This is a genomic window from Pseudomonas sp. RHF3.3-3, from assembly GCF_048069595.1.
In the GTDB taxonomy this organism is placed as follows: domain Bacteria; phylum Pseudomonadota; class Gammaproteobacteria; order Pseudomonadales; family Pseudomonadaceae; genus Aquipseudomonas; species Aquipseudomonas fuscovaginae_B.
In genome coordinates this window covers 3,652,369-3,673,462 of sequence record NZ_CP182250.1, presented here as the reverse complement: position 1 = coordinate 3,673,462, position 21,094 = coordinate 3,652,369, and the positions used below count along the sequence as shown (strand labels likewise).

Genomic DNA, 21,094 nt, shown 5'->3' with positions numbered 1-21,094 from the left:
CGAGCGGGCCCCAGCATTCAAGGACAGTCACCAATGAACAACGGGCAAGAGAAAAAGGCCAAACCCGGCTCGGTCATGCGCCTGCTGTGGCGCAACCATCCCTGGCTGACCCTGATGACCCTGTTGACCGGGGTGATCAGCGGCGTGGCCTCCATCGCGGTGGTCAATGTGATCAACCAGGCGATCCACGAGGAGCGCTTCCAGTGGCAGACGGTGTACTGGTTCGTCGGTCTGAGCGTGGTGGCGCTGCTGTTCCGTAATGGCGCCGCGCTGTTTCCCGCCTATGCCAGCATGCGCATCATGACCCGCCTGCGTATTGCCCTGTGCCGCAGGATCCTGGTGACGCCCCTGGAAGAGGTCGATCGCCGCGGGGCGCCGAATGTCCTGACCATGCTCACCAACGATATCCCGCAATTGAACAGTACCCTGGTGATCATGCCGACGGTGCTGGTGGAAACGGCGGTGTTTCTGTTCGGTATCGGCTACCTGGCCTATCTGTCCTGGATCGTGTTCGCACTGACCATGGGCCTGATCGTGCTGGGGGTCACGCTTTACATGAGCTTTTTCATGGGGGGCATGAGCGTCACCCGCAAGGTGCGCGACGAGTTCACCGCGTTCAACGAATACACCCATGCCCTGGTGTTCGGTCTCAAGGAGCTCAAGCTGAACGGCATTCGCCGCCGCTGGTTCAGCCGTTCGGCGATCGAGGAGTCCTCGACCAAGGTGGCCCGCTACAACTATTTCGAACGGCTCTGGTACACCGCGGCCGACAATGTCGGTCAACTGACCTTGTCGCTGCTGATCGGTTGCCTGCTGTTCGTGGCCCCCATGGCCGGCACAATCGACAGCAAGACCCTGAGCGCCAGTGTGCTGGCCGTGCTGTACATCATGGGCCCGCTGTCGCTGCTGGTCAGCGCCATGCCGCTGCTGGCCCAGGGACGTGTCGCCAGTGCCCGCCTGGCGGAGTTCGGTTTCTCCATCAACGACCCGCATCCCGAACCCGAAGCCCTCGCCAGCGAAACCGCCAACGTGCTGTTCCTGGATCACAAGAGGGACTGGAACAGCATCCAGTTGCAAAATGTGCGCATGAACTACGTGGATCCGATCAGCGGCTCCGGTTTTGCCCTGGGGCCCATCGACCTGACGGTACGTGCCGGTGAGTTGATCTATATCGTCGGTGGCAACGGCTGCGGCAAGAGTACCCTGGCCAAGGTGCTCAGCGGACTCTACATCCCCCAGGAGGGGCAGGTACTGCTCGACGGCAAGCCGATCACCGACACCTCGCGCAACCACTACCGTGACCTGTTTTCCGCAGTGTTCTCCGACTTCCAGCTGTTCAACCGCCTGATCGGCCCGGACGAGCAGGAGGATGCCAGCACGGAACTCGCGCAGAAATACCTGGCGACCCTGGGCCTGGCCGACAAGATCAGCATCGAGGGGATGGGCTACTCGACGACCAAGGCGCTGTCCTATGGGCAGCAGAAACGCCTGGCCCTGGTTTGCGCCTACATGGAAGATCGGCCGATCTACCTGCTGGACGAATGGGCCGCCGACCAGGACCCGCCGTTCAAGCGTTTCTTCTACGAAGAGCTGCTGCCGGATCTCAAGCGCCGCGGCAAGACAGTCCTGATCATCACCCACGATGACCAGTACTTCCAACTGGCCGATCGCATCATCAAGTTGGTGGACGGGCAGATCGTCTCCGACGTGAATTGTGCGGTACAGGGCAAGCGCGCCTGAATACCAGCGCTTCTTGACGCTTCCCGGGAGGCGGCTCCGCCAGGCTGGGCGAGGTCGCCCCCGGACCCGACTCAACTTTTAGCTATCGCCACCTTTTCGTCGTGGTGAGGCCGACCCTTTGCGAGAAGAAATGTATGGCGTTTGCTCTGACCGCTGCCCAACGCAATATCTGGCTGGACCAGATGACCCGAGGCGACTCGCCGCTGTACAACATCGGCGGCTATCTGGATATCGAGGGGCACCTCGATCCCGAGGTGTTCCAGCGGTCGGTCGACCTGCTGATGCAAAAGCACGACGCCTTGCGCATGGTCCTGCTCGACCAGCGCGACGAGGAGGGCGTGCCGCTGCAGTCCTTTGCCGAAACACTGCCGATGTGCGTGGCACCGATCGACCTGCGGGGCGAGGCGGATCCCCGGCAGGCTGCCCAGCGCTGGATGCAACGCCAGATCGAGACGGCCTTCGAGATGCGCGGCGGCCCGTTGTTCCGTCTGCATTTGCTCAGGGTCGAAGAGCAGCGCTATTACTTTGTCATCCACGCCCACCATATCGTGCTCGATGGCTGGGGTATCGATGCGCTCTTCGCTTCTCTCGGTCAGCTCTACAACGCACTGCTCGATGAGCGTACGCCCGATCTGACGGCGCCGTTCTATGTCGACTTCATCGAGGACGACCACGCTTACCGCCAGTCGCCGCGTTTCGCCCACGACCAGGCCTACTGGCTGGAAAAGTACAGCGAGCTGCCCGAACCCTTGCTGCCCCCACGCCACCTCCAGGCCCAGGGCGAAGGCCCGATCCGCAGCGGCCATTTCACCTGCGGTTTTGCCCGGCACTTCGACATCAGCCTCGACGAACTGGCCCAGAGCGTTCAGGCCTCGCGTTTCCACGTTCTGCTGGCGGTACTGTATGTCTACTTCACCCGGATCCATGCGCGCGATGAGCTGGTGGTCGGCGTGCCGATCCTCAACCGTTCCAATGCCAAGTTCAAGAAAACCCTGGGGCTGTTTACCCAACTCAGCGCGGTGCGCCTGAGGTTTGGCGATGAGCTGTCGTTTGCCGAGCTGGTGCAGGGCATCTGTCGGGCGGTCAAGCAGGATTACCGCTACCAGCGTTTTCCGCTCAGCGATCTCAACCGCTTGCTGGAACTGCGCCGTACCGACCGTCTGCAGCTGTTCGACCTGACATTCTCCTACGAGCCGCACCATTACCTGATCCGCTTCGGCCAATCGAGCGCCCGGGTGTACAAGTCCTCGAACGATCATGAACAGACGCCGCTGGCCATCCACCTGCGCACCAACCTCCACGACGATGAATCCCGGCTGCACTACATCTACAACGAGGCGTATTTCCAGGCCGACGAGATCGAGCCGATGGCCGAGCGCCTGCAGCATGTGCTGGACCAGGGGCTGGCGAATGCGCAGTTGCCCGTGCGCGCGTTCTCCGTGCTCAATGCGAGCGATGCCTCGCAGTTGCAGGCCTGGAATGCCGGGCAGCAGCCGTTCGCCCAGACGCAGACGATCCACCAGCAGTTCGAGGCCCGCGCCGCCGAGCGGCCGGACGCCGTGGCGCTGGTGCATCAGGACGAAAGCCTGACCTACGGCGAGCTCAACGCCCGCGCCAACCAGGTGGCCCACCGCCTGCTGGCCCTCGGTGTGCGCCCGGACGACCGGGTGGCCATCTGCGTCGAACGCGGCCCGGCGATGATCATCGGCCTCTTGGGTATCCTCAAGTCCGGTGCCGGCTACGTGCCGCTGGACCCGGCCTATCCCCGTGAGCGCCTGGCCTACACCCTGGGCGACAGTGAACCGGTGGCCCTGCTGAGCCAGCAGTCGGTGCAGGAAGCCTTGCCGCCGGTACAGGTGCCGGTGATCAATCTCGATGATCTGGATCTACGGGACGAGTCCGTCCGCAATCCGCAGGTGCCGGGGCTGACGCCTGCGAGCCTGGCCTACGTGATCTACACCTCCGGCTCCACCGGTCTGCCCAAGGGCGTGATGGTCGAGCACCGCAACGTCGCGCGGCTGTTCACGGCCACCGAGGACTGGTTCGGTTTCAACGAACAGGACACCTGGGCGCTGTTCCACTCGTTCGCCTTCGACTTCTCGGTCTGGGAAATCTGGGGCGCGCTGCTGCACGGCGGGCGTCTGCTGATCGTGCCGCAACTGGTCAGCCGCTCGCCACAGGATTGCTACGCACTGCTGTGCAGCGCCGGGGTGACAGTGCTCAACCAGACGCCGAGCGCGTTCCGCCAACTGATTGCCGCCCAGGGCGAGAACGCCCGGCCCCATGCCCTGCGCCAGGTGATCTTCGGCGGTGAGGCGCTGGACACGGCGATGCTCAAGCCCTGGTATGCGCGGGCCGTGAATGCCGGTACACAACTGGTGAACATGTACGGCATCACCGAAACCACGGTGCACGTGACCTACTACCCGTTGCAGGCCGAGGATGCCCAGCGCGTGGGAGCCAGTCCGATCGGCAAACGGATTCCCGATCTGCGCCTGTACCTGCTCGATGGCCATGGGCATCCGGTACCGCCTGGCGTGGTGGGCGAGTTGTATGTCGGCGGCGCGGGCGTGTCCCGGGGTTATCTCAACCGTGAGGAATTGAACGCTTCACGCTTCCTCGACGATCCGTTCGACCCGGCCCCCGGGGCGCGGATGTACCGCTCCGGCGACCTGGGTCGCTGGTTGGCCGACGGCAGCCTGGAGTACCTGGGGCGTAACGACGAGCAGGTGAAGATCCGCGGTTTCCGTATCGAACTGGGCGAGATCGAGGCGCAACTGGCCGCCTGCGAGGGCGTGCGTGATGCGCTGGTGCTGGTGCGCGAGGACGAGCCGGGTGACAAGCGCCTGGTGGCTTATGTCATCGCTGCCGCCGGCGTCGAGCTGGACGCCGTGCAACTGCGCGAGCAACTGCGCCTGACGCTGGCCGAATACATGCTGCCGAGCGCCTTCGTCAGTCTGCAGGCCTTCCCGCTGACCGCCAATGGCAAGCTCGATCGCAAGGCCCTGCCGGCGCCTGCGGCCGAGGCCTATGCCCGGCGCGAATACGTGGCCCCCGAGGGCGCGGTGGAAGTGACCCTGGCCGGGTTGTGGGCCGAGTTGCTCGGCGTGGACAGGGTGGGGCGCCACGATCAGTTCTTCGAACTGGGCGGCCACTCGCTGCTGGCGGTGAAACTGCTCGAACGCATGCATGAGGTCGGCCTGAAGGCCGATGTGCGGGTGCTGTTCGGTCAGCCGACCCTGGCCGCCCTGGCGGCCGCCAGCGGCCACGCAAGCGAAGTGCAGGTCCCGGCCAACGGCATCCCCGCCGGTTGCCGGCACATCACCCCGGACATGCTGCCCCTGGCCCGATTGAGCCAGGCCCAGATCGACCGCGTGGTCGCCGGCGTGCCGGGTGGCGCGGCCAATGTCCAGGATATCTATGCCCTGGTGCCATTGCAGGAAGGCATTCTCTATCACCACTTGAGCAGCGACGAGGGCGATCCCTACCTGTTGCGGGCTCTGCTGCGGGTCGACCGTTTCGAACGGTTGCTGGATTTCAGCGAGTCCTTGCAGGCGGTGATCGACCGGCACGATATCCTGCGCACCAGCGTGGCCTGGGAGGAACTGGACGAGCCGGTCCAGGTGGTCTGGCGCCAGGCCCGGCTGCGCCTCGAGGCGTTCCTGCCGCATCCGGATCAAGGTGACGTGGCGACCCAGTTGCAACAGCACTTCGACCCGCGCCGGATGCGCCTGGATCTGCACCAGGCTCCGATGATGCGTCTGCACTACGCCGAGGATGCCGCCAACGGCGGTTGGGTCGCGGTCCTGCTGTTCCATCACCTGATCGACGATGCCACTTCCCTGGCCCTGCTGGGCCGGGAGATCGAAGCCTTCAGTCAGGGCCGGGGCGCCGAGCTGGCGCCTTCGGTGCCGTATCGCAACCATGTCGCCCAGGCTCGCCTGGGGGTGAGTCGTGAAGAGCATGAGGCGTTTTTCCGCGAGATGCTCGGCGATGTCGACGAGCCGACCCTGCCCTTCGGCCTGCAGGACCTGCAGGGCGACGGCAGCGGCATCGAGGAGGCCCACCTGCCGGTGGATCCGGTCCTGGCCGGGCGGCTGCGGGATCAGGCCCGGCGCCTGGGGGTGAGCAACGCCAGCCTGCACCACCTGGCCTGGGCGCAGGTGGTGGGGCGTCTGTCCGCTCGCCAGGATGTGGTCTTCGGCACCGTGCTGATGGGCCGCCTGCACGGTGGCGAGGGCGCCGATCGCGCCCTGGGCATGTTCATCAATACCCTGCCGTTGCGAATCGCGGCAGGGGAGCAGGGTATCCAGGCAGCCGTGCGCACGACCCACGGGCGACTGGCGGCCTTGCTCGGTCATGAACATGCACCGTTGTCGCTGGCCCAGGCTTGCAGTGGCGTCGCGGCGCCGACCCCGTTGTTCAGCGCGCTGATGAACTACCGGCATGCCGCCGTGGGTGCCCAGGCACCCGAGGACGTCGGTCAGGCCAGGATCTGGGGTGGTGTCGAAGTGCTCGGTGGCGAGGAACGGACCAACTATCCGCTGTCGCTGTCGGTGGACGATCTGGGGGATTCCTTCGGCCTGACCGTTCAGGCCGTGGCCGGAGTCGGCGCGCAACGGATCTGCGGCTACCTGCATACCGTGCTGGAGCAACTGGCCGAAGCGCTGGACAGCCGGCCCGATGCACCACTGCACAGCCTGGACTGGTTGCCGCCGCGGGAGCGCCGGCAACTGCTGGAGGACTTCAACGCCTTCGATCGCGCCTATCCGCCAGGACTGCTGGTCCATCAACTGTTCGAGGTCCACGCTGCCGCACAACCTGACGCCGTGGCCGTCACCTATGAAGGCCAGCGCCTGAGTTATGCCGAGCTGAACCAGTGGGCCAACCAGATTGCCCACCGGCTGATCGCCGAGGGCATCGGCGCCGACGACCGGGTGGCGATCTGTGTCGAGCGCAGCCTGGAAATGGTCGCCGGCCTGGTGGGCATTCTCAAGGCCGGTGCCGGCTACGTGCCGTTGGACCCGTCGTACCCGGCCGAGCGCCTGGCCTATATGCTGGAAGACAGCGCCCCCAGGGTGCTGCTGACCCAGCGGGGCCTGCGCGAGCGTTTCCCCCAGGCGACCATGCCGGTGTTGCGGCTGGAGGCCGAGGCCAGGGGCGAGAGCGGCATCGACGCCGCGCCCCGGCACAATCCGCAACTCCCGGCACTGACCCCGCAGCACCTGGCCTACCTGATCTACACCTCGGGTTCCACCGGCCAGCCCAAGGGTGTGGCCATGCCCCACGCGCCACTGGTCAACCTGATGCAGTGGCAGATTGCCCAGGCCGCCGAGCAGGGCCGGCCCGTGCAGCGTACCTTGCAGTTCGCCGCCCTGGGTTTCGACGTGGCGTTCCAGGAAGTCTTCAGCACCCTGTGTGCCGGTGGCGAGCTGTCGCTGATCCATGCCGATATCCGCCTGGATTTCCGCCGGCTGTTCCAGCATATCTGCCAGCAGCGCATCGAACGGCTGTATATGCCGTGCATTGCCCTGCAAGCCCTGGCCGAGGCCATGGCGGCCGAAACCGGGCAGCCGGCCTGCGCCTTGCAGGATGTGATCACCGCCGGTGAGCAGTTGCGGATCACCGGGCCGATGCGGCGCTTCTTCGAGCGTCTGGACGCGGCGCGTCTGCACAACCACTATGGCCCGACCGAATCCCACGTCACCACGGCCCTGACCCTGAGCGGCGATCCACAGGCCTGGCCGACCTTGCCGAGCATCGGCCAGCCAGTGGCCAACACCCGTATCTACCTGCTCGATGAACAACGCCGGCCGGTGCCGGTGGGGGTAGCGGGGGAGATCTACATTGGTGGAGCCTGCGTCGCCCGAGGCTATCTGAACCGTGATGAACTGACCGCCGAACGCTTTATCGCCGATCCGTTCGCCACCACCGAAGGGGCGCGCCTGTACCGGACCGGTGACCTGGGTCGCTGGCAGCCCGACGGTCATATCGACTACCTGGGTCGCAACGACGACCAGATCAAGATTCGCGGTTTCCGTATCGAACTGGGCGAAATCGAGGCGCGCCTGGGCCAGTACCCTGGCCTGCGGGACACGGCGGTACTGGCCCGTGAGGACCGTCCCGGCGAAAAACGCCTGGTGGCGTATTTCAGCCTGCAGGACGGCCAGGCGCTTCCCGAGGCCGATGACCTGCGCCTGCATTTGCAGGCGTTGCTGCCCGACTACATGATTCCAGCGGCCTATGTGCACCTGGAAAAACTCCCGGTTTCGCCCAACGGCAAGTTGGACCGCCGCGCGCTGCCCGAACCTTCGGCCGATGCCTTCGTCAGCCGCGACTACCAGGCCCCGGTCGGTGCCATCGAAACCAGCCTGGCCGCGCTCTGGTGCGAAGTGCTGGGTGTCGAACGGGTCGGCCGCCAGGATCATTTCTTCGAGCTGGGCGGTCATTCGTTGCTGGCGGTGAAACTGATCGAGCGCATGCGCCAGGCCGGCCTGAGTGCCGACGTGCGCGTGCTGTTCGGCCAGCCGACCCTGGCGGCGCTGGCGGCCGCCGTGGGTGGCGGGATCGAGATAGTCGTGCCGGCCAATGGCATTCCTGCCCACTGCGAGCGCATCACCCCGGATATGCTGACCCTGACCCAGCTGGACCAGGACAGCATCGACCGTATCGTCGCCGGCGTGCCTGGCGGTGTCGGCAATGTGCAGGATATCTACCCGCTGGCGCCGTTGCAGGAAGGTATCCTCTATCACCATATCAGTGCCGAACAGGGCGATCCCTATCTGCTGCAGGCGACCTTTGCCCTGCAGGACCTGGCTCAGCTGCGCCGTTTTGCCGACGCCCTGCAAGCGGTGATCGATCGCCATGACATTCTGCGCACGGCGTTGCTCTGGCAAGGTCTGGAGCAGCCGCAGCAAGTGGTTCTGCGCCATGTCGAACTGCCGCAGGAGCAATTGCCGCTGGACCCGGCCGAGGGCGATATCCTCGGCCAGTTGCAGCGTCGCTTCGACCCCCGCGAATGTCGCCTGGACCTCACCCGGGCCCCGCTGATGCACCTGGCGTTCGCCGAGGATCCGGCCAACCGGAGGTGGGTGGCGATCCTGCTGTTCCACCATATCGCTCTCGATCACACCGCGCTGGACGTGATGAGCGCAGAGATGCTCGTCCATCTGCAGGGCGTGGCCGGGCAACTGCCGGCAGCCATGCCATACCGCAACTACGTGGGCCAGGCGCGCCTGGGGGTGAGCCGCGAGCAGCACGAAGCGTTCTTCCGCGAGATGCTCGGCGATGTCGAAGAGCCGACCCTGCCGTTCGGCCTGCTGCAGGTGCAGGGCGACGGGCGGGGTGTCAAGGAAGTCCGCCGCGATCTGCCGGCGGATCTTTGCCAACGCCTGCGCACCCAGGCCCGGCAACTGGGGGTGAGCGCGGCGAGCCTGCATCACCTGGCCTGGGCCCGGGTGCTGGGTGGCGTCAGTGGGCGTGACGACGTGGTGTTCGGCACGGTACTGCTGGGGCGGATGCAAAGCGGCGAGGGCGCGGATCGGGCGCTGGGGATGTTCATCAACACCCTGCCGTTGCGCGTCGACGTTGGCGCCTGCGGGGTGCGCGATGCGGTGCGCCAGACCCACCAGCGCCTGACCGCGCTGCTCGGGCACGAACATGCGCCATTGGTCCTGGCCCAGCGTTGCAGTGCGGTGGCGGCCTCGTCGCCGCTGTTCAGCGCGCTGCTGAACTACCGGCACAGCCCGGCACGCGAAGCCAGCGGTGGCGATCAGTGGGCCGGAACCCAGGTGCTCGGCGTGCTCGAACGGACCAATTACCCTTGCACCTTGTCGGTGGACGATCAGGGCGAAGGTTTCCTGTTGAGCGTCCAGGTCACGGCCGGAGTCGACGGTGAGCGGGTCTGCGGCTATATGCAGACGGCCTTGACCGAGCTGGTCGAGGCTTTGGAGTGCACGGCGGATGTGGCGGTGCGTGACCTGGCGCTGCTGTCGCACGCCGAACGCCGGCATCTGCTGGAAGATTTCAATCCCGCTGCCGTGCCTTACCCTGCCGACCTGACCCTTGCCGGGCAGTTCGAAGCCCGGGTCCTGGCCAGTCCCGATGCCCTGGCAGTGGTCCAGGCCGGGCAAAGCCTGACCTATGCCGAACTGAACCGCCAGGCCAACCAACTGGCCCATCACCTGCTCGGCCTCGGCGTGCAACCTGACGATCGCATCGCCATCTGCGCCCGACGCAACCTCGACACGCTGGTCGGCCTGGTGGCGATCCTCAAGTCCGGCGCCTGCTATGTACCGATCGATCCATCCCACCCGGCGGAGCGCCTGGCCTACCTGCTGCGCGACAGCGCACCACGGGTGCTGCTGACCCAGGCCGAGCTGCACGAACGGCTGCCGGCGGTCGAGGTGCCGGTGCTTCTGCTCGACCCCGAGGCACGCCGTGCGGCGGGTGTCGACGCGCAACCGCAGGACAATCCGGTGGTCGCTACGCTGGGCGCGGCCAACCTGGCCTATGTGATCTACACCTCGGGCTCGACGGGTGAACCGAAGGGCGTGATGGTCGAGCACCGCCAGTTGTCCAACCTGGTGAGCTGGCATTGCCGTGCCTTCGCGCTGACGGCGGGTGGCCAGACCGCCAGCGTTGCCGGTTTCGGCTTCGACGCGATGGCCTGGGAAATCTGGCCGGCGCTGTGCGCCGGGGCGACCTTGCACCTGCCCCCGGCAACCGCCGGCAGCGAGGATATCGACGGCCTGCTGAACTGGTGGCTGGCGCAGCCACTGGAGGTGAGCTTCCTGCCGACGCCGATTGCCGAGTATGCCTTCAGCCAGTCGTTGCAGCACCCGACCCTGCGTACCCTGCTGATCGGCGGCGACCGCCTGCGGCAGTTCCCCGAGGGACAGCGGTTTGCCCTGGTCAACAACTACGGTCCGACGGAAACCACGGTGGTGGCGACCTCGGGGCTGATGGAAGGGGGGACCGCGGCGCTGCATATCGGCAAGCCGGTGGACAACACCCGGGTCTATCTGCTCGACGAACAGTTGCATCCGGTGCCGCTGGGCGTACCGGGTGAGCTGTATGTCGGCGGTGCCGGCGTGGCCCGTGGCTACCTGGGGCGTGCAGCGTTGACCGCGGAGCGTTTCCTCAAGGACCCGTTCAGCGGCGAACCCGAGGCGCGGATGTACAAGACCGGCGACCTGGCGCGCTGGCTGGCCGATGGCAACCTCGAGTACCTGGGGCGCAATGACGACCAGGTGAAGATCCGTGGCCTGCGCATCGAACTGGGCGAGATCGAAACCCGCCTGGCCGGGCATCCGGCGATCCAGGAGGCGGTGGTCCTGGCCCGCGAGGACCATCCCGGCGAGAAACGCCTGGTGGCCTACTACAGCTCGACCGATGCCGCGCTGGAGATCGAGGCGCTGCGGGCCTACCTGCTGGAGCGACTGCCGGAGTACATGGTGCCTTCGGCCTACGTGGGTCTGGAGGCTTTCCCGCTGACCGCCAATGGCAAGATCGATCGTCGGGCGCTGCCGGTGCCGGATCTGGCGGCACTGGTCAGTCGTGGCTATGAAGCGCCGCAAGGGGACATCGAAATCACCCTGGCGCGAATCTGGAGCGAGGTCCTCACTGTTGAGCGGGTGGGGCGGCATGACCACTTCTTCGAACTGGGTGGGCATTCGCTGCTGGCGGTCACGCTGATCGAGCGTATGCGCCAGGCCGGGTTGAGCGCCGACGTGCGGGTGCTGTTCCGTCAACCGACCCTCGCGGCCCTGGCGGCGGCGGTGGGCAGCGGCACGGAAATCGTGGTGCCGGGCAACCTGATCCCCGCAGGCTGCGAGCGGATCACCCCGGACCTGTTGCCGCTGGTCAGCCTGACCCAGGCGCAGATCGACCACGTGGTGGCAAGCGTGCCGAAGGGTGCGGTGAACGTGCAGGATATCTATCCGTTGGCGCCGTTGCAGGAAGGTATCCTGTATCACCATCACCTGGCCGTGGACCACGCCGACCCTTACCTGCAACACGCAATGTTCAACTTCGACAGCCGGGCGCGGGTCGAGGCCTTCGTCCAGGCCCTGCAAGCGGTGATTGCGCGTCACGATATCCTGCGTACCGGCGTGGTCTGGGAAGGTCTGGACGAACCGGTGCAGGTGGTCTGGCGTCAGGCTGCCCTGACGGTGAGCGAGGTGTCGCTGGATCCTCAGGTCGCTGATATCGCCGAGCAATTGCGTGCCCGACTGGACGACCCACAGGTCCGCCTGGATATTCGCCAGGCGCCGATGCTGCGCCTGGACTATGCGCAAGACCGGCCCAACGGGCGCTGGACCGGTCTGTTGCAGTTCCACCATCTGGTCAACGACGCCACTTCGGTCGGGGTGCTGGTGGCTGAAGTCGAAGCCCATATGCAGGGACGAGAGGAGCAGCTGCCGGCCTCGATTCCTTATCGCAACTATGTTGCCCAGTCCCGCCTGGGCGTGAGCCAGGCCGAACACGAGCAATTCTTCAGTGAAATGTTGGGCGATGTCGATGAGCCCACCTTGCCGTTCGGGCTGCAGGATGTGCAGGGCGACGGCCGCGGCCTCGAACAGGCCCAATGTCCTGTGGACAGTGACCTCAGCCGCCGTCTGCGGATTCAGGCCCGGCAGTCGGGCGTCAGTGCCGCCAGTCTCTTTCACCTGGCCTGGGCCCGTGTCCTGGGCAGTGTCGCGGGCAAGGATGACGTGGTGTTCGGCACGGTGCTGCTGGGACGCCTGAAAGGCGGCGAGGGTGCCGACCGGGCATTGGGGATGTTCATCAATACCTTGCCTTTGCGCGTCGCGCTGGGTGGGCAGAGCGTGCGCGAAGGGATCATGAACACCCACGCGCGCCTGAGTGCCCTGCTCGGGCATGAGCATGCGCCGCTGATCCTCGCGCAAGGCTGCAGCGGCGTGGCCGCGCCGCTGCCGCTGTTCAGCTCGCTGCTGAATTACCGTCACCTGACGAGTGAGATTGCCGAACCGTCGGTCTGGAGCGGGATCGAGACCATTGCCGGCGAGGAACTGACCAACTACCCGCTGACGCTGTCGGTGGACGACCTGGGAGAAGACTTTGCCCTGCGCGTCGGTACCCTGGCGGGCACCGGTGCGCAACGGATTTGCGACTACATGCACACAGCTCTGGTGAATCTGGCCGATGCCCTGGAGCGGGCGCCCCAGACCCCACTTTCCGCGCTGTCGGTGCTCTCGGCTGTCGAATGTCGGCACCTGCTGGAGGATTTCAATCCTGCGGCCGTGCCTTACCCTGCCGACCTGACCCTTGCCGGGCAGTTCGAAGCCCGGGTCCTGGCCAGTCCCGATGCGCTGGCGGTGGTTCAGGCCGGGCAAAGCCTGACCTATGCCGAACTGAATCGCCAGGCCAACCAACTGGCCCATCACCTGCTCGGCCTCGGCGTGCAACCTGACGATCGCATCGCCATCTGTGCCCGGCGCGGCCTCGACACGCTGGTCGGCCTGGTGGCGATCCTCAAGTCCGGCGCCTGCTATGTACCGATCGATCCATCCCACCCGGCGGAGCGCCTGGCCTACCTGCTGCGCGACAGCGCACCACGGGTGCTGCTGACCCAGGCCGAGCTGCACGAACGGCTGCCGGCGGTCGAGGTGCCGGTGCTGCTGCTCGACGCCGAGGCCCGCCGTGTGGCGGGTGTCGACGCGCAACCGCAGGACAATCCGGTGGTCGCCACGCTGGGCGCGGCCAACCTGGCCTATGTGATCTACACCTCGGGCTCGACGGGTGAACCGAAGGGCGTGATGGTCGAGCATCGCCAGTTGTCCAACCTGGTGAGCTGGCACTGCCGCGCCTTCGCGCTGACGGCGGGTGGCCAGACCGCCAGCGTTGCCGGTTTCGGCTTCGACGCGATGGCCTGGGAAATCTGGCCGGCGCTGTGCGCCGGGGCGACCTTGCACCTGCCCCCGGCAACCGCCGGCAGCGAGGATATCGACGGCCTGCTGAACTGGTGGCTGGCACAGCCACTGGAGGTGAGCTTCCTGCCGACGCCGATTGCCGAGTACGCCTTCAGCCAGTCGTTGCAGCACCCGACCCTGCGTACCTTGCTGATCGGCGGCGACCGCCTGCGGCAGTTCCCCGAGGGGCAGCGGTTTGCCCTAGTCAACAACTACGGTCCGACGGAAACCACGGTGGTGGCGACCTCGGGGCTGATGGAAGGGGGGACCGCGGCGCTGCATATCGGCAAGCCGGTGGACAACACCCGGGTCTATCTGCTCGACGAGCAGTTGCATCCGGTGCCGCTGGGCGTACCGGGTGAGCTGTATGTCGGTGGCGCCGGCGTGGCCCGTGGCTACCTGGGGCGTGCAGCGTTGACCGCGGAGCGTTTCCTCAAGGACCCGTTCAGCGGCGAACCCGAGGCGCGGATGTACAAGACCGGCGACCTGGCGCGCTGGCTGGCCGATGGCAACCTCGAGTACCTGGGGCGCAACGACGACCAGGTGAAGATCCGTGGCCTGCGCATCGAACTGGGCGAGATCGAAACCCGCCTGGCCGGGCATCCGGCGATCCAGGAGGCGGTGGTCCTGGCCCGCGAGGACCATCCCGGCGAGAAACGCCTGGTGGCCTACTACAGCTCGACCGATGTCACGCTGGAGATCGAGGCGCTGCGGGCCTACCTGCTGGAGCGACTGCCGGAGTACATGGTGCCTTCGGCCTACGTGGGTCTGGAGGCTTTCCCGCTGACCGCCAATGGCAAGATCGATCGTCGGGCGCTGCCGGTGCCGGATCTGGCGGCGCTGGTCAGCCGCGGCTATGAAGCGCCGCAAGGGGACATCGAAATACGCCTGGCCGGGATCTGGCAAGAACTGCTGGGTATCGAAAAGGTCGGCCGCCATGATCATTTCTTCGAACTGGGCGGTCACTCGCTGTTGGCGGTCAGCCTGGTCGGGCGCATGCGCCAGGTCGGTCTGAGGGCCGATGTACGCGTTCTGTTCGACCAACCCACCCTGGCGGCCCTTGCGATAGCGACGGGCCAGGGCAGCGAGCTGGAAATCCCGGCCAACCTGATTCCCGCGGATTGCCAGCGGATCACCCCGGACATGCTGCCGCTGATCAGCCTTGAACAGGCCACGATCGATCGTGTCGTGGCCATGGTGCCCGGCGGCGTGGCGAATGTGCAGGATATCTACCCGCTGGCCCCCCTGCAGGAAGGGGTTCTCTATCACCACCTGGCGGCTGAACAGGGCGACCCCTATGTCCTGCAGACGCTGTTCGAGATGGCCGACCGTGAGCGTTTGAACACCTTTATCGACGCCTTGCAAAGCGTGATCGCCCGTCATGACATCCTGCGCACCGCCGTGCTCTGGCAGGGGCTGGAAACACCGCTACAGGTTGTCTGGCGTCAGGCTCGGCTGTCTCTGGAAGAGGTCGAACTCGATGCAGCCGAAGGCGAGATCGTCGAGCAGTTGCAACAGCGCTTCGATCCCCGTCATTCGCGCCTGGACATGACCCAGGCACCGCTGATGCGGCTGGTCTTCGCCGAGGACCGGCCCCATCGACGCTGGGTGGCGATACTGTTGTTTCACCACATGATCCTCGACCATACCGCGATAGAAGTGGTCCTCCATGATATGCAGGCACACTTGCTGGGCCTGGCCGGCCAGCTCGGTGCCGCCGTGCCCTATCGCAACTATGTGGCCCAGGCCTGCCTGGGCACGAGCCGCGAGGCCCAGGAAGGATTCTTCCGCGAACTGCTCGGGGATATCGATGAACCGACCCTGCCGTTCGGGTTGCTCGATGTGCAGGGCGATGGTCGCGATATCGAGAAAGGCAGCCTGGCCCTGGACCACCGCGTGGACTCGCGCCTGCGGGCCCAGGCCCGCCAGCTGGGGGTGAGTGTCGCCAGCCTGGTGCACCTGGCCTGGGCCCAGGTGCTGGGCAAGGTTTCGGGCAAGCGCACCGTGGTGTTCGGCACCGTGCTGATGGGCCGGATGCAGGGCGGCGAGGGCGTCGACCGGGCACCGGGGATGTTCATCAACACCTTGCCGCTGCGTGTGGAGCTGGCGGGACAGGGGGCTCGGGACGGGGTCCGGGCGACCCACGCCCGACTCACGGCGCTGCTGGGTCATGAACATGCGCCGTTGGTGCTGGCCCAGCGTTGCAGCGGTGTGGCTGCGCCGCTGCCGCTGTTCAGCGCGCTGCTCAACTATCGCCACAGTGTCGCGGCCGAACCCTCGGCTGAGGCGCTCGAGGCCTGGCGAGGTATCGAGGTGCTGGGCGCAGAGGAGCGCACCAACTACCCGTTGACCTTGAATGTCGACGACCTGGGTGACGGGCTCGAGTTGACGGTGCTGGTGACTGACAAGGTCGGAGCCCAACGCGTCTGCGGCTATATGCAGTCGGCGCTGGAACGCCTGGTCGATGCGCTCGAGCAGTCACCGGCTGCGGCACTCGACAACCTGTCGATCCTGCCGGCCGACGAGCGCGAGCAGTTGCTGGTGGGCTTCAACGACACCGCGCTGGAGTATCCGCAGGCGCAGACCATTCATGGGTTGTTCGAGGCCCAGGTGGAGCGTACGCCGGACGCGTTGGCGGTGGTCCATGACGGCAGGAAACTCAGCTATCGCGAGCTTAACGAACAGGCCAACCGTTTGGCCCATGCCTTGCGCAAGCAGGGTGTGCAGCCGGATTCGCGAGTGGGCATCTGTGTCGAACGCGGCGCCGAGATGGTTGTCGGCCTGCTGGCGATTCTCAAGGCCGGGGGCGCCTATGTGCCGCTGGATCCGGCGTATCCGGCAGAACGGATCGCCTACATGCTGCAGGACAGTGCGCCGGCCGTGGTGCTGGCCCAGAACGCGACCCAGGACCTGTTGGCCGGCGTATTGGTGCCGGTGATCAACCTCGATCAGCGCACCTGGCAGGACGAGTCCATCCGGAATCCACAGGTGCCGGGCCTGACCTCGGCCCATCTGGCCTACCTGATCTACACCTCGGGTTCGACCGGCCTGCCCAAGGGCGTGATGATCGAACACCGCAACACGGTGAACTTCCTGACCTGGGCCCAGGAGGCCTTTGGCAACGGAGCCTTGGACAAGACCCTGTTCTCGACCTCGCTGAACTTCGACCTGGCGGTCTACGAGTGCTTTGCACCGCTGACCTCGGGCGGCAGTATCGAGGTGGTGAAGAACGTCCTGGAACTGCAACACGGCGAGCACGATATCGGCCTGATCAACACTGTTCCCTCGGCGCTCAAGGCGCTGCTCGAAGTCGACGGCCTGCCGCAATCGGTGCACACGGTGAACGTGGCCGGTGAAGCGCTCAAGCGCAGCCTGGTGGAATCGCTGTTCGAGAAAACCGGCGTTCAACGCCTGTGCAACCTCTACGGCCCGTCGGAAACCACCACCTACTCCAGCTGGGTGGCGATGGATCGAGAGGATGGCTTCGCCCCGCATATCGGCAAGCCGGTGGGCAACACCCAGTTCTATCTGCTGGACGAGCAACAACAGCCTGTCCCGCTGGGCGTCCCGGGTGAAATCTACATCGGTGGTGCCGGCGTAGCCCGTGGCTACCTGAACCGCGATGACCTGACCGCCGAGCGTTTCCTCCGGGACCCGTTCAGCCAGGACGCTTCGGCAAGGATGTACCGCACCGGCGACCTCGGCCGCCACCTGCCAGACGGCAACATCGAATACCTGGGCCGCAACGACGACCAGGTGAAGATCCGCGGTTTCCGCATCGAACTGGGCGAAATCGATGCCCGCCTGGCGAAACACCCGGCCATTCACGAAGCGGTGGTCACCGCCCGCGAGGACGTGCCGGGCGACAAGCGCCTGGTGGCCTACTACACCCTCCAGTCCGCCGATAACGAGCCGGCTATCGACAGCCTGCGCGGCTGGCTGCTGGGGCAATTACCGCCCTATATGGTCCCGGTGGCCTATGTGCGTCTCGATGCCTTGCCGCTGACCCCCAACGGCAAGCTCGACCGCAAGGCTCTGCCGGCCCCGGACGGGGATGCGCTGATCAACCGTGGCTACGAGGCCCCGCAAGGCGAAAACGAAACCCTGATCGCCGGGATCTGGCAAGAACTGCTGGGTGTCGCGCAGGTCGGCCGACATGACCATTTCTTCGAGCTGGGCGGCCATTCGCTGCTGGCCGTGAGCCTCATGGAACGGATGCGCCAGGAGGGGCTGGAGGCTGACGTCAGGGACCTGTTCGAACACCCCACCTTATCTGAATACGCGGCAACGATGGAAAGAATGGAGATTGTTCTGTGAGCGTGATCGAACTGTTGGCCGTATTGAAAGAGAAGGATGTGCAACTGGCTGTCAAGGGCGACCAACTGGTAGTCAGCGGCCGACGACAGTCCCTCAGCGAGCCCGCCGTGCTGGCGATGCTGCGCGACAACAAGGCGGCGCTGATCGAGCTGATCAACGCTGGCGAATACTCCAGTGGCAAGGCCGGCGAGGTGGAGATTCCCGCCCTGGCCATTCCGCCCGGTTGTACGCGCATCACCCCGGACATGTTGCCGCTGGTCAAGCTCGACCAGGCGGCCATCGAACAGATTGTCGCCACGGTCCCCGGCGGTGCGGGCAATGTGCAGGACATCTACCCGCTGGCGCCCTTGCAGGAAGGTATTCTCTATCACCATATTGCCGCCGGGCAGGGTGACCCCTATGTCCTGCAGGCGCAGTTCGCGATCGCCAGTCGCGCGCGTTTCGACGAGTTCGCCGCGGCCTTGCAGCAGGTCATCGACCGTCACGACATTCTGCGCACCAGCGTGGTCTGGGAAGGCCTGGACGAGCCGGTGCAGGTGGTCTGGCGTCAGGCCCGGCTGGCGATCACGGAAATCGACATCGATCCGGTCGCCGGCGCCGCCATCGAGCAATTGCAGCAACGTTTCGACCCACGGCATTACCGCCTCGATATCAGCCAGGCGCCCTTGTTGCGGCTGGCCTTCGCCCACGATGCGGTCAACCGGCGCTGGGTGGCGATGCTGCTGTTTCATCACATCGCAATCGACCACGCCGCCCTGGAAGTGGTGCAGCAGGAAATTCATGCGTACCTTTATGACCAGGCCCGGACGCTGGGCACGCCGGTACCGTATCGCAACTACGTGGCCCAGGCCCGGTTGGGCGTGAGCCGCGAGACCCATGAACGGTTCTTCCGCGAGATGCTCGGCGACGTCGACGAGCCAACGCTGCCATTCGGCCTGCAGGATGTCCGTGGCGACGGCCGTGGCGTCGAGGAAGCGACCCGGGCGCTGCCCGCCGAACTGAGTCGGCGCCTGCGCACCCAGGCCCGGCAGCAGGGAGTGAGCGTGGCGAGCCTGCATCACCTGGCCTGGGCCCAGGTACTCGGGCGCCTGTGCGGACGCAGCGATGTGGTGTTCGGTACCGTGCTGTTGGGGCGGATGCAGGGCGGCGAGGGGACTCGCCGGGCGCTGGGCATGTTCATCAACACCTTGCCGCTGCGGGTGGCCGTCGGCGAGCAGGATGTGCGTGCCGGGGTCAAGGCGACCCATGCGCGGTTGAGCGCGTTGCTGGGGCATGAACATGCCCCATTGTCCCTGGCTCAGCGTTGCAGCGGGGTGGCTGCGCCGACGCCGTTGTTCAGCACCTTGCTCAACTACCGGCACAGCTCGGCGGATACGGTGAGCGGCGAGACGGTGCAGTTGTGGGAGGGGATCGAGGTACTGGGTGGCGAAGAGCGCACCAACTATCCGCTGATCCTGTGCCTGGATGATCTGGGCGAAGGTTTCAGCCTGACCGTGCAGGCGGTCAGCGGAATCGATGCGCAGCGGGTGTGCGGTTATATGCAGACCGCGCTGGAGCAGTTGGTCCAGGCTTTGGAACGAGCTGCGACCGTCGCGCTCAACCGCCTGCCGATCCTGCCGGCCAACGAGCGCGAGCAGTTGCTGGTGGCGTTCAACGATACCGCGCTGGAGTATCCGCAGGCGCAGACCATTCATGGGTTGTTCGAGGCCCAGGTGGAACTGACGCCGGATGCCCTGGCGGTGGTCCATGACGGTAGGAAACTCAGCTATCGCGAACTGAACGAGCAGGCCAACCGCCTGGCCCATGCCCTGCGCAAGCAAGGTGTGCAGCCGGACTCCCGCGTGGGGATCTGTGTCGAGCGCGGCGCCGAGATGGTCGTCGGCCTGCTGGCGATTCTCAAGGCCGGGGGCGCCTATGTGCCGCTGGATCCGGGGTACCCGGCCGAGCGGATCGCCTACATGCTGCAGGACAGTGCGCCGGCCGTGGTGCTGGCCCAGAACGCGACTCAGAACTTGTTGACCGGCGTATCGGTGCCGGTGATCAATCTGGATCAGGGCACCTGGCAGGACGAGTCCGTCCGGAATCCACAGGTGCCGGGCCTGACCTCGGCACACCTGGCCTACCTGATCTACACCTCGGGTTCGACCGGCTTGCCGAAAGGCGTGATGATCGAACACCGCAACACGGTGAACTTCCTGACCTGGGCCCACGGGGCCTTCGACAACGGAGCCTTGGACAAGACCCTGTTCTCGACCTCGCTGAACTTCGACCTGGCGGTCTACGAGTGCTTTGCACCGCTGACCTCGGGCGGGAGCATCGAGGTGGTGAAAAACGTCCTGGAACTGCAGCACGGCGAGCACGATATCGGCCTGATCAACACTGTTCCCTCGGCGCTCAAGGCGCTGCTGGAAATCGACGGCCTGCCGCAATCGGTGCACACGGTGAACGTGGCCGGTGAAGCGCTCAAGCGCAGCCTGGTGGAATCGCTGTTCGAGAAAACCGGCGTTCAACGCCTGTGCAACCTCTATGGCCCTTCGGAAACCACCACCTACTCCAGTTGGGTGGCGATGGGTCGGGATGAGGGCTTCGCCCCGCATATCGGCAAGCCGGTGGGCAACACCCAGTTCTACCTGCTGGACGAGCAACAACAGCCCGTCCCGCTGGGCGTACCGGGTGAAATCTACATCGGCGGTGCCGGCGTGGCCCGCGGCTACCTGAACCGTGACGACCTGACCGCCGAGCGTTTCCTCCGGGACCCGTTCAGTCAGGACGCTTCGGCAAGGATGTACCGCACCGGCGACCTCGGCCGCCACCTGGCGGATGGCAACATCGAATACCTGGGCCGTAACGACGACCAGGTGAAGATCCGCGGTTTCCGTATCGAACTGGGCGAGATCGATGCCCGCCTGGCCAAACACCCGGCGATCCACGAAGCGGTGGTCACCGCCCGCGAGGACGTGCCGGGCGACAAGCGCCTGGTGGCCTACTACGCCCTGGCCGAGGGTCATGCCTCGGTGGAGATCGACAGTCTGCGCCGCCACCTGCAGGAAAAACTGCCGGAGTACATGGTCCCGGCCGTCTACGTCGCCCTGGAAAAACTGCCG

Annotated in this window: 3 protein-coding genes (1 of these 3 cut by a window edge); all 3 read left to right on the top strand. The window is 65.7% G+C overall.

The features are described 5' to 3' along the window. Positions 1 to 33 precede the first annotated feature (33 nt). Positions 34 to 1,740 carry a cyclic peptide export ABC transporter gene (locus tag ACMGT0_RS16315; RefSeq protein ID WP_416768986.1) on the top strand — a complete coding sequence of 569 codons (1,707 nt, stop codon included), beginning with the start codon at positions 34 to 36 and terminating at the stop codon, positions 1,738 to 1,740. Positions 1,741 to 1,874: 134 nt separating this feature from the next. Then, on the top strand, positions 1,875 to 17,990 hold the full coding sequence (locus tag ACMGT0_RS16310) for an amino acid adenylation domain-containing protein (RefSeq protein WP_416768985.1): 16,116 nt from the start codon (positions 1,875 to 1,877) through the stop codon (positions 17,988 to 17,990). Next, positions 17,987 to 21,094: the start of an amino acid adenylation domain-containing protein gene (locus ACMGT0_RS16305; RefSeq protein WP_416768984.1), read on the top strand. 13,299 nt of this gene lie beyond the right edge of the window; 3,108 of the gene's 16,407 nt are visible here — the first part of the coding sequence; the start codon lies at positions 17,987 to 17,989; the stop codon falls past the right edge of the window. The genes ACMGT0_RS16310 and ACMGT0_RS16305 overlap by 4 nt, the downstream gene beginning before the upstream one ends.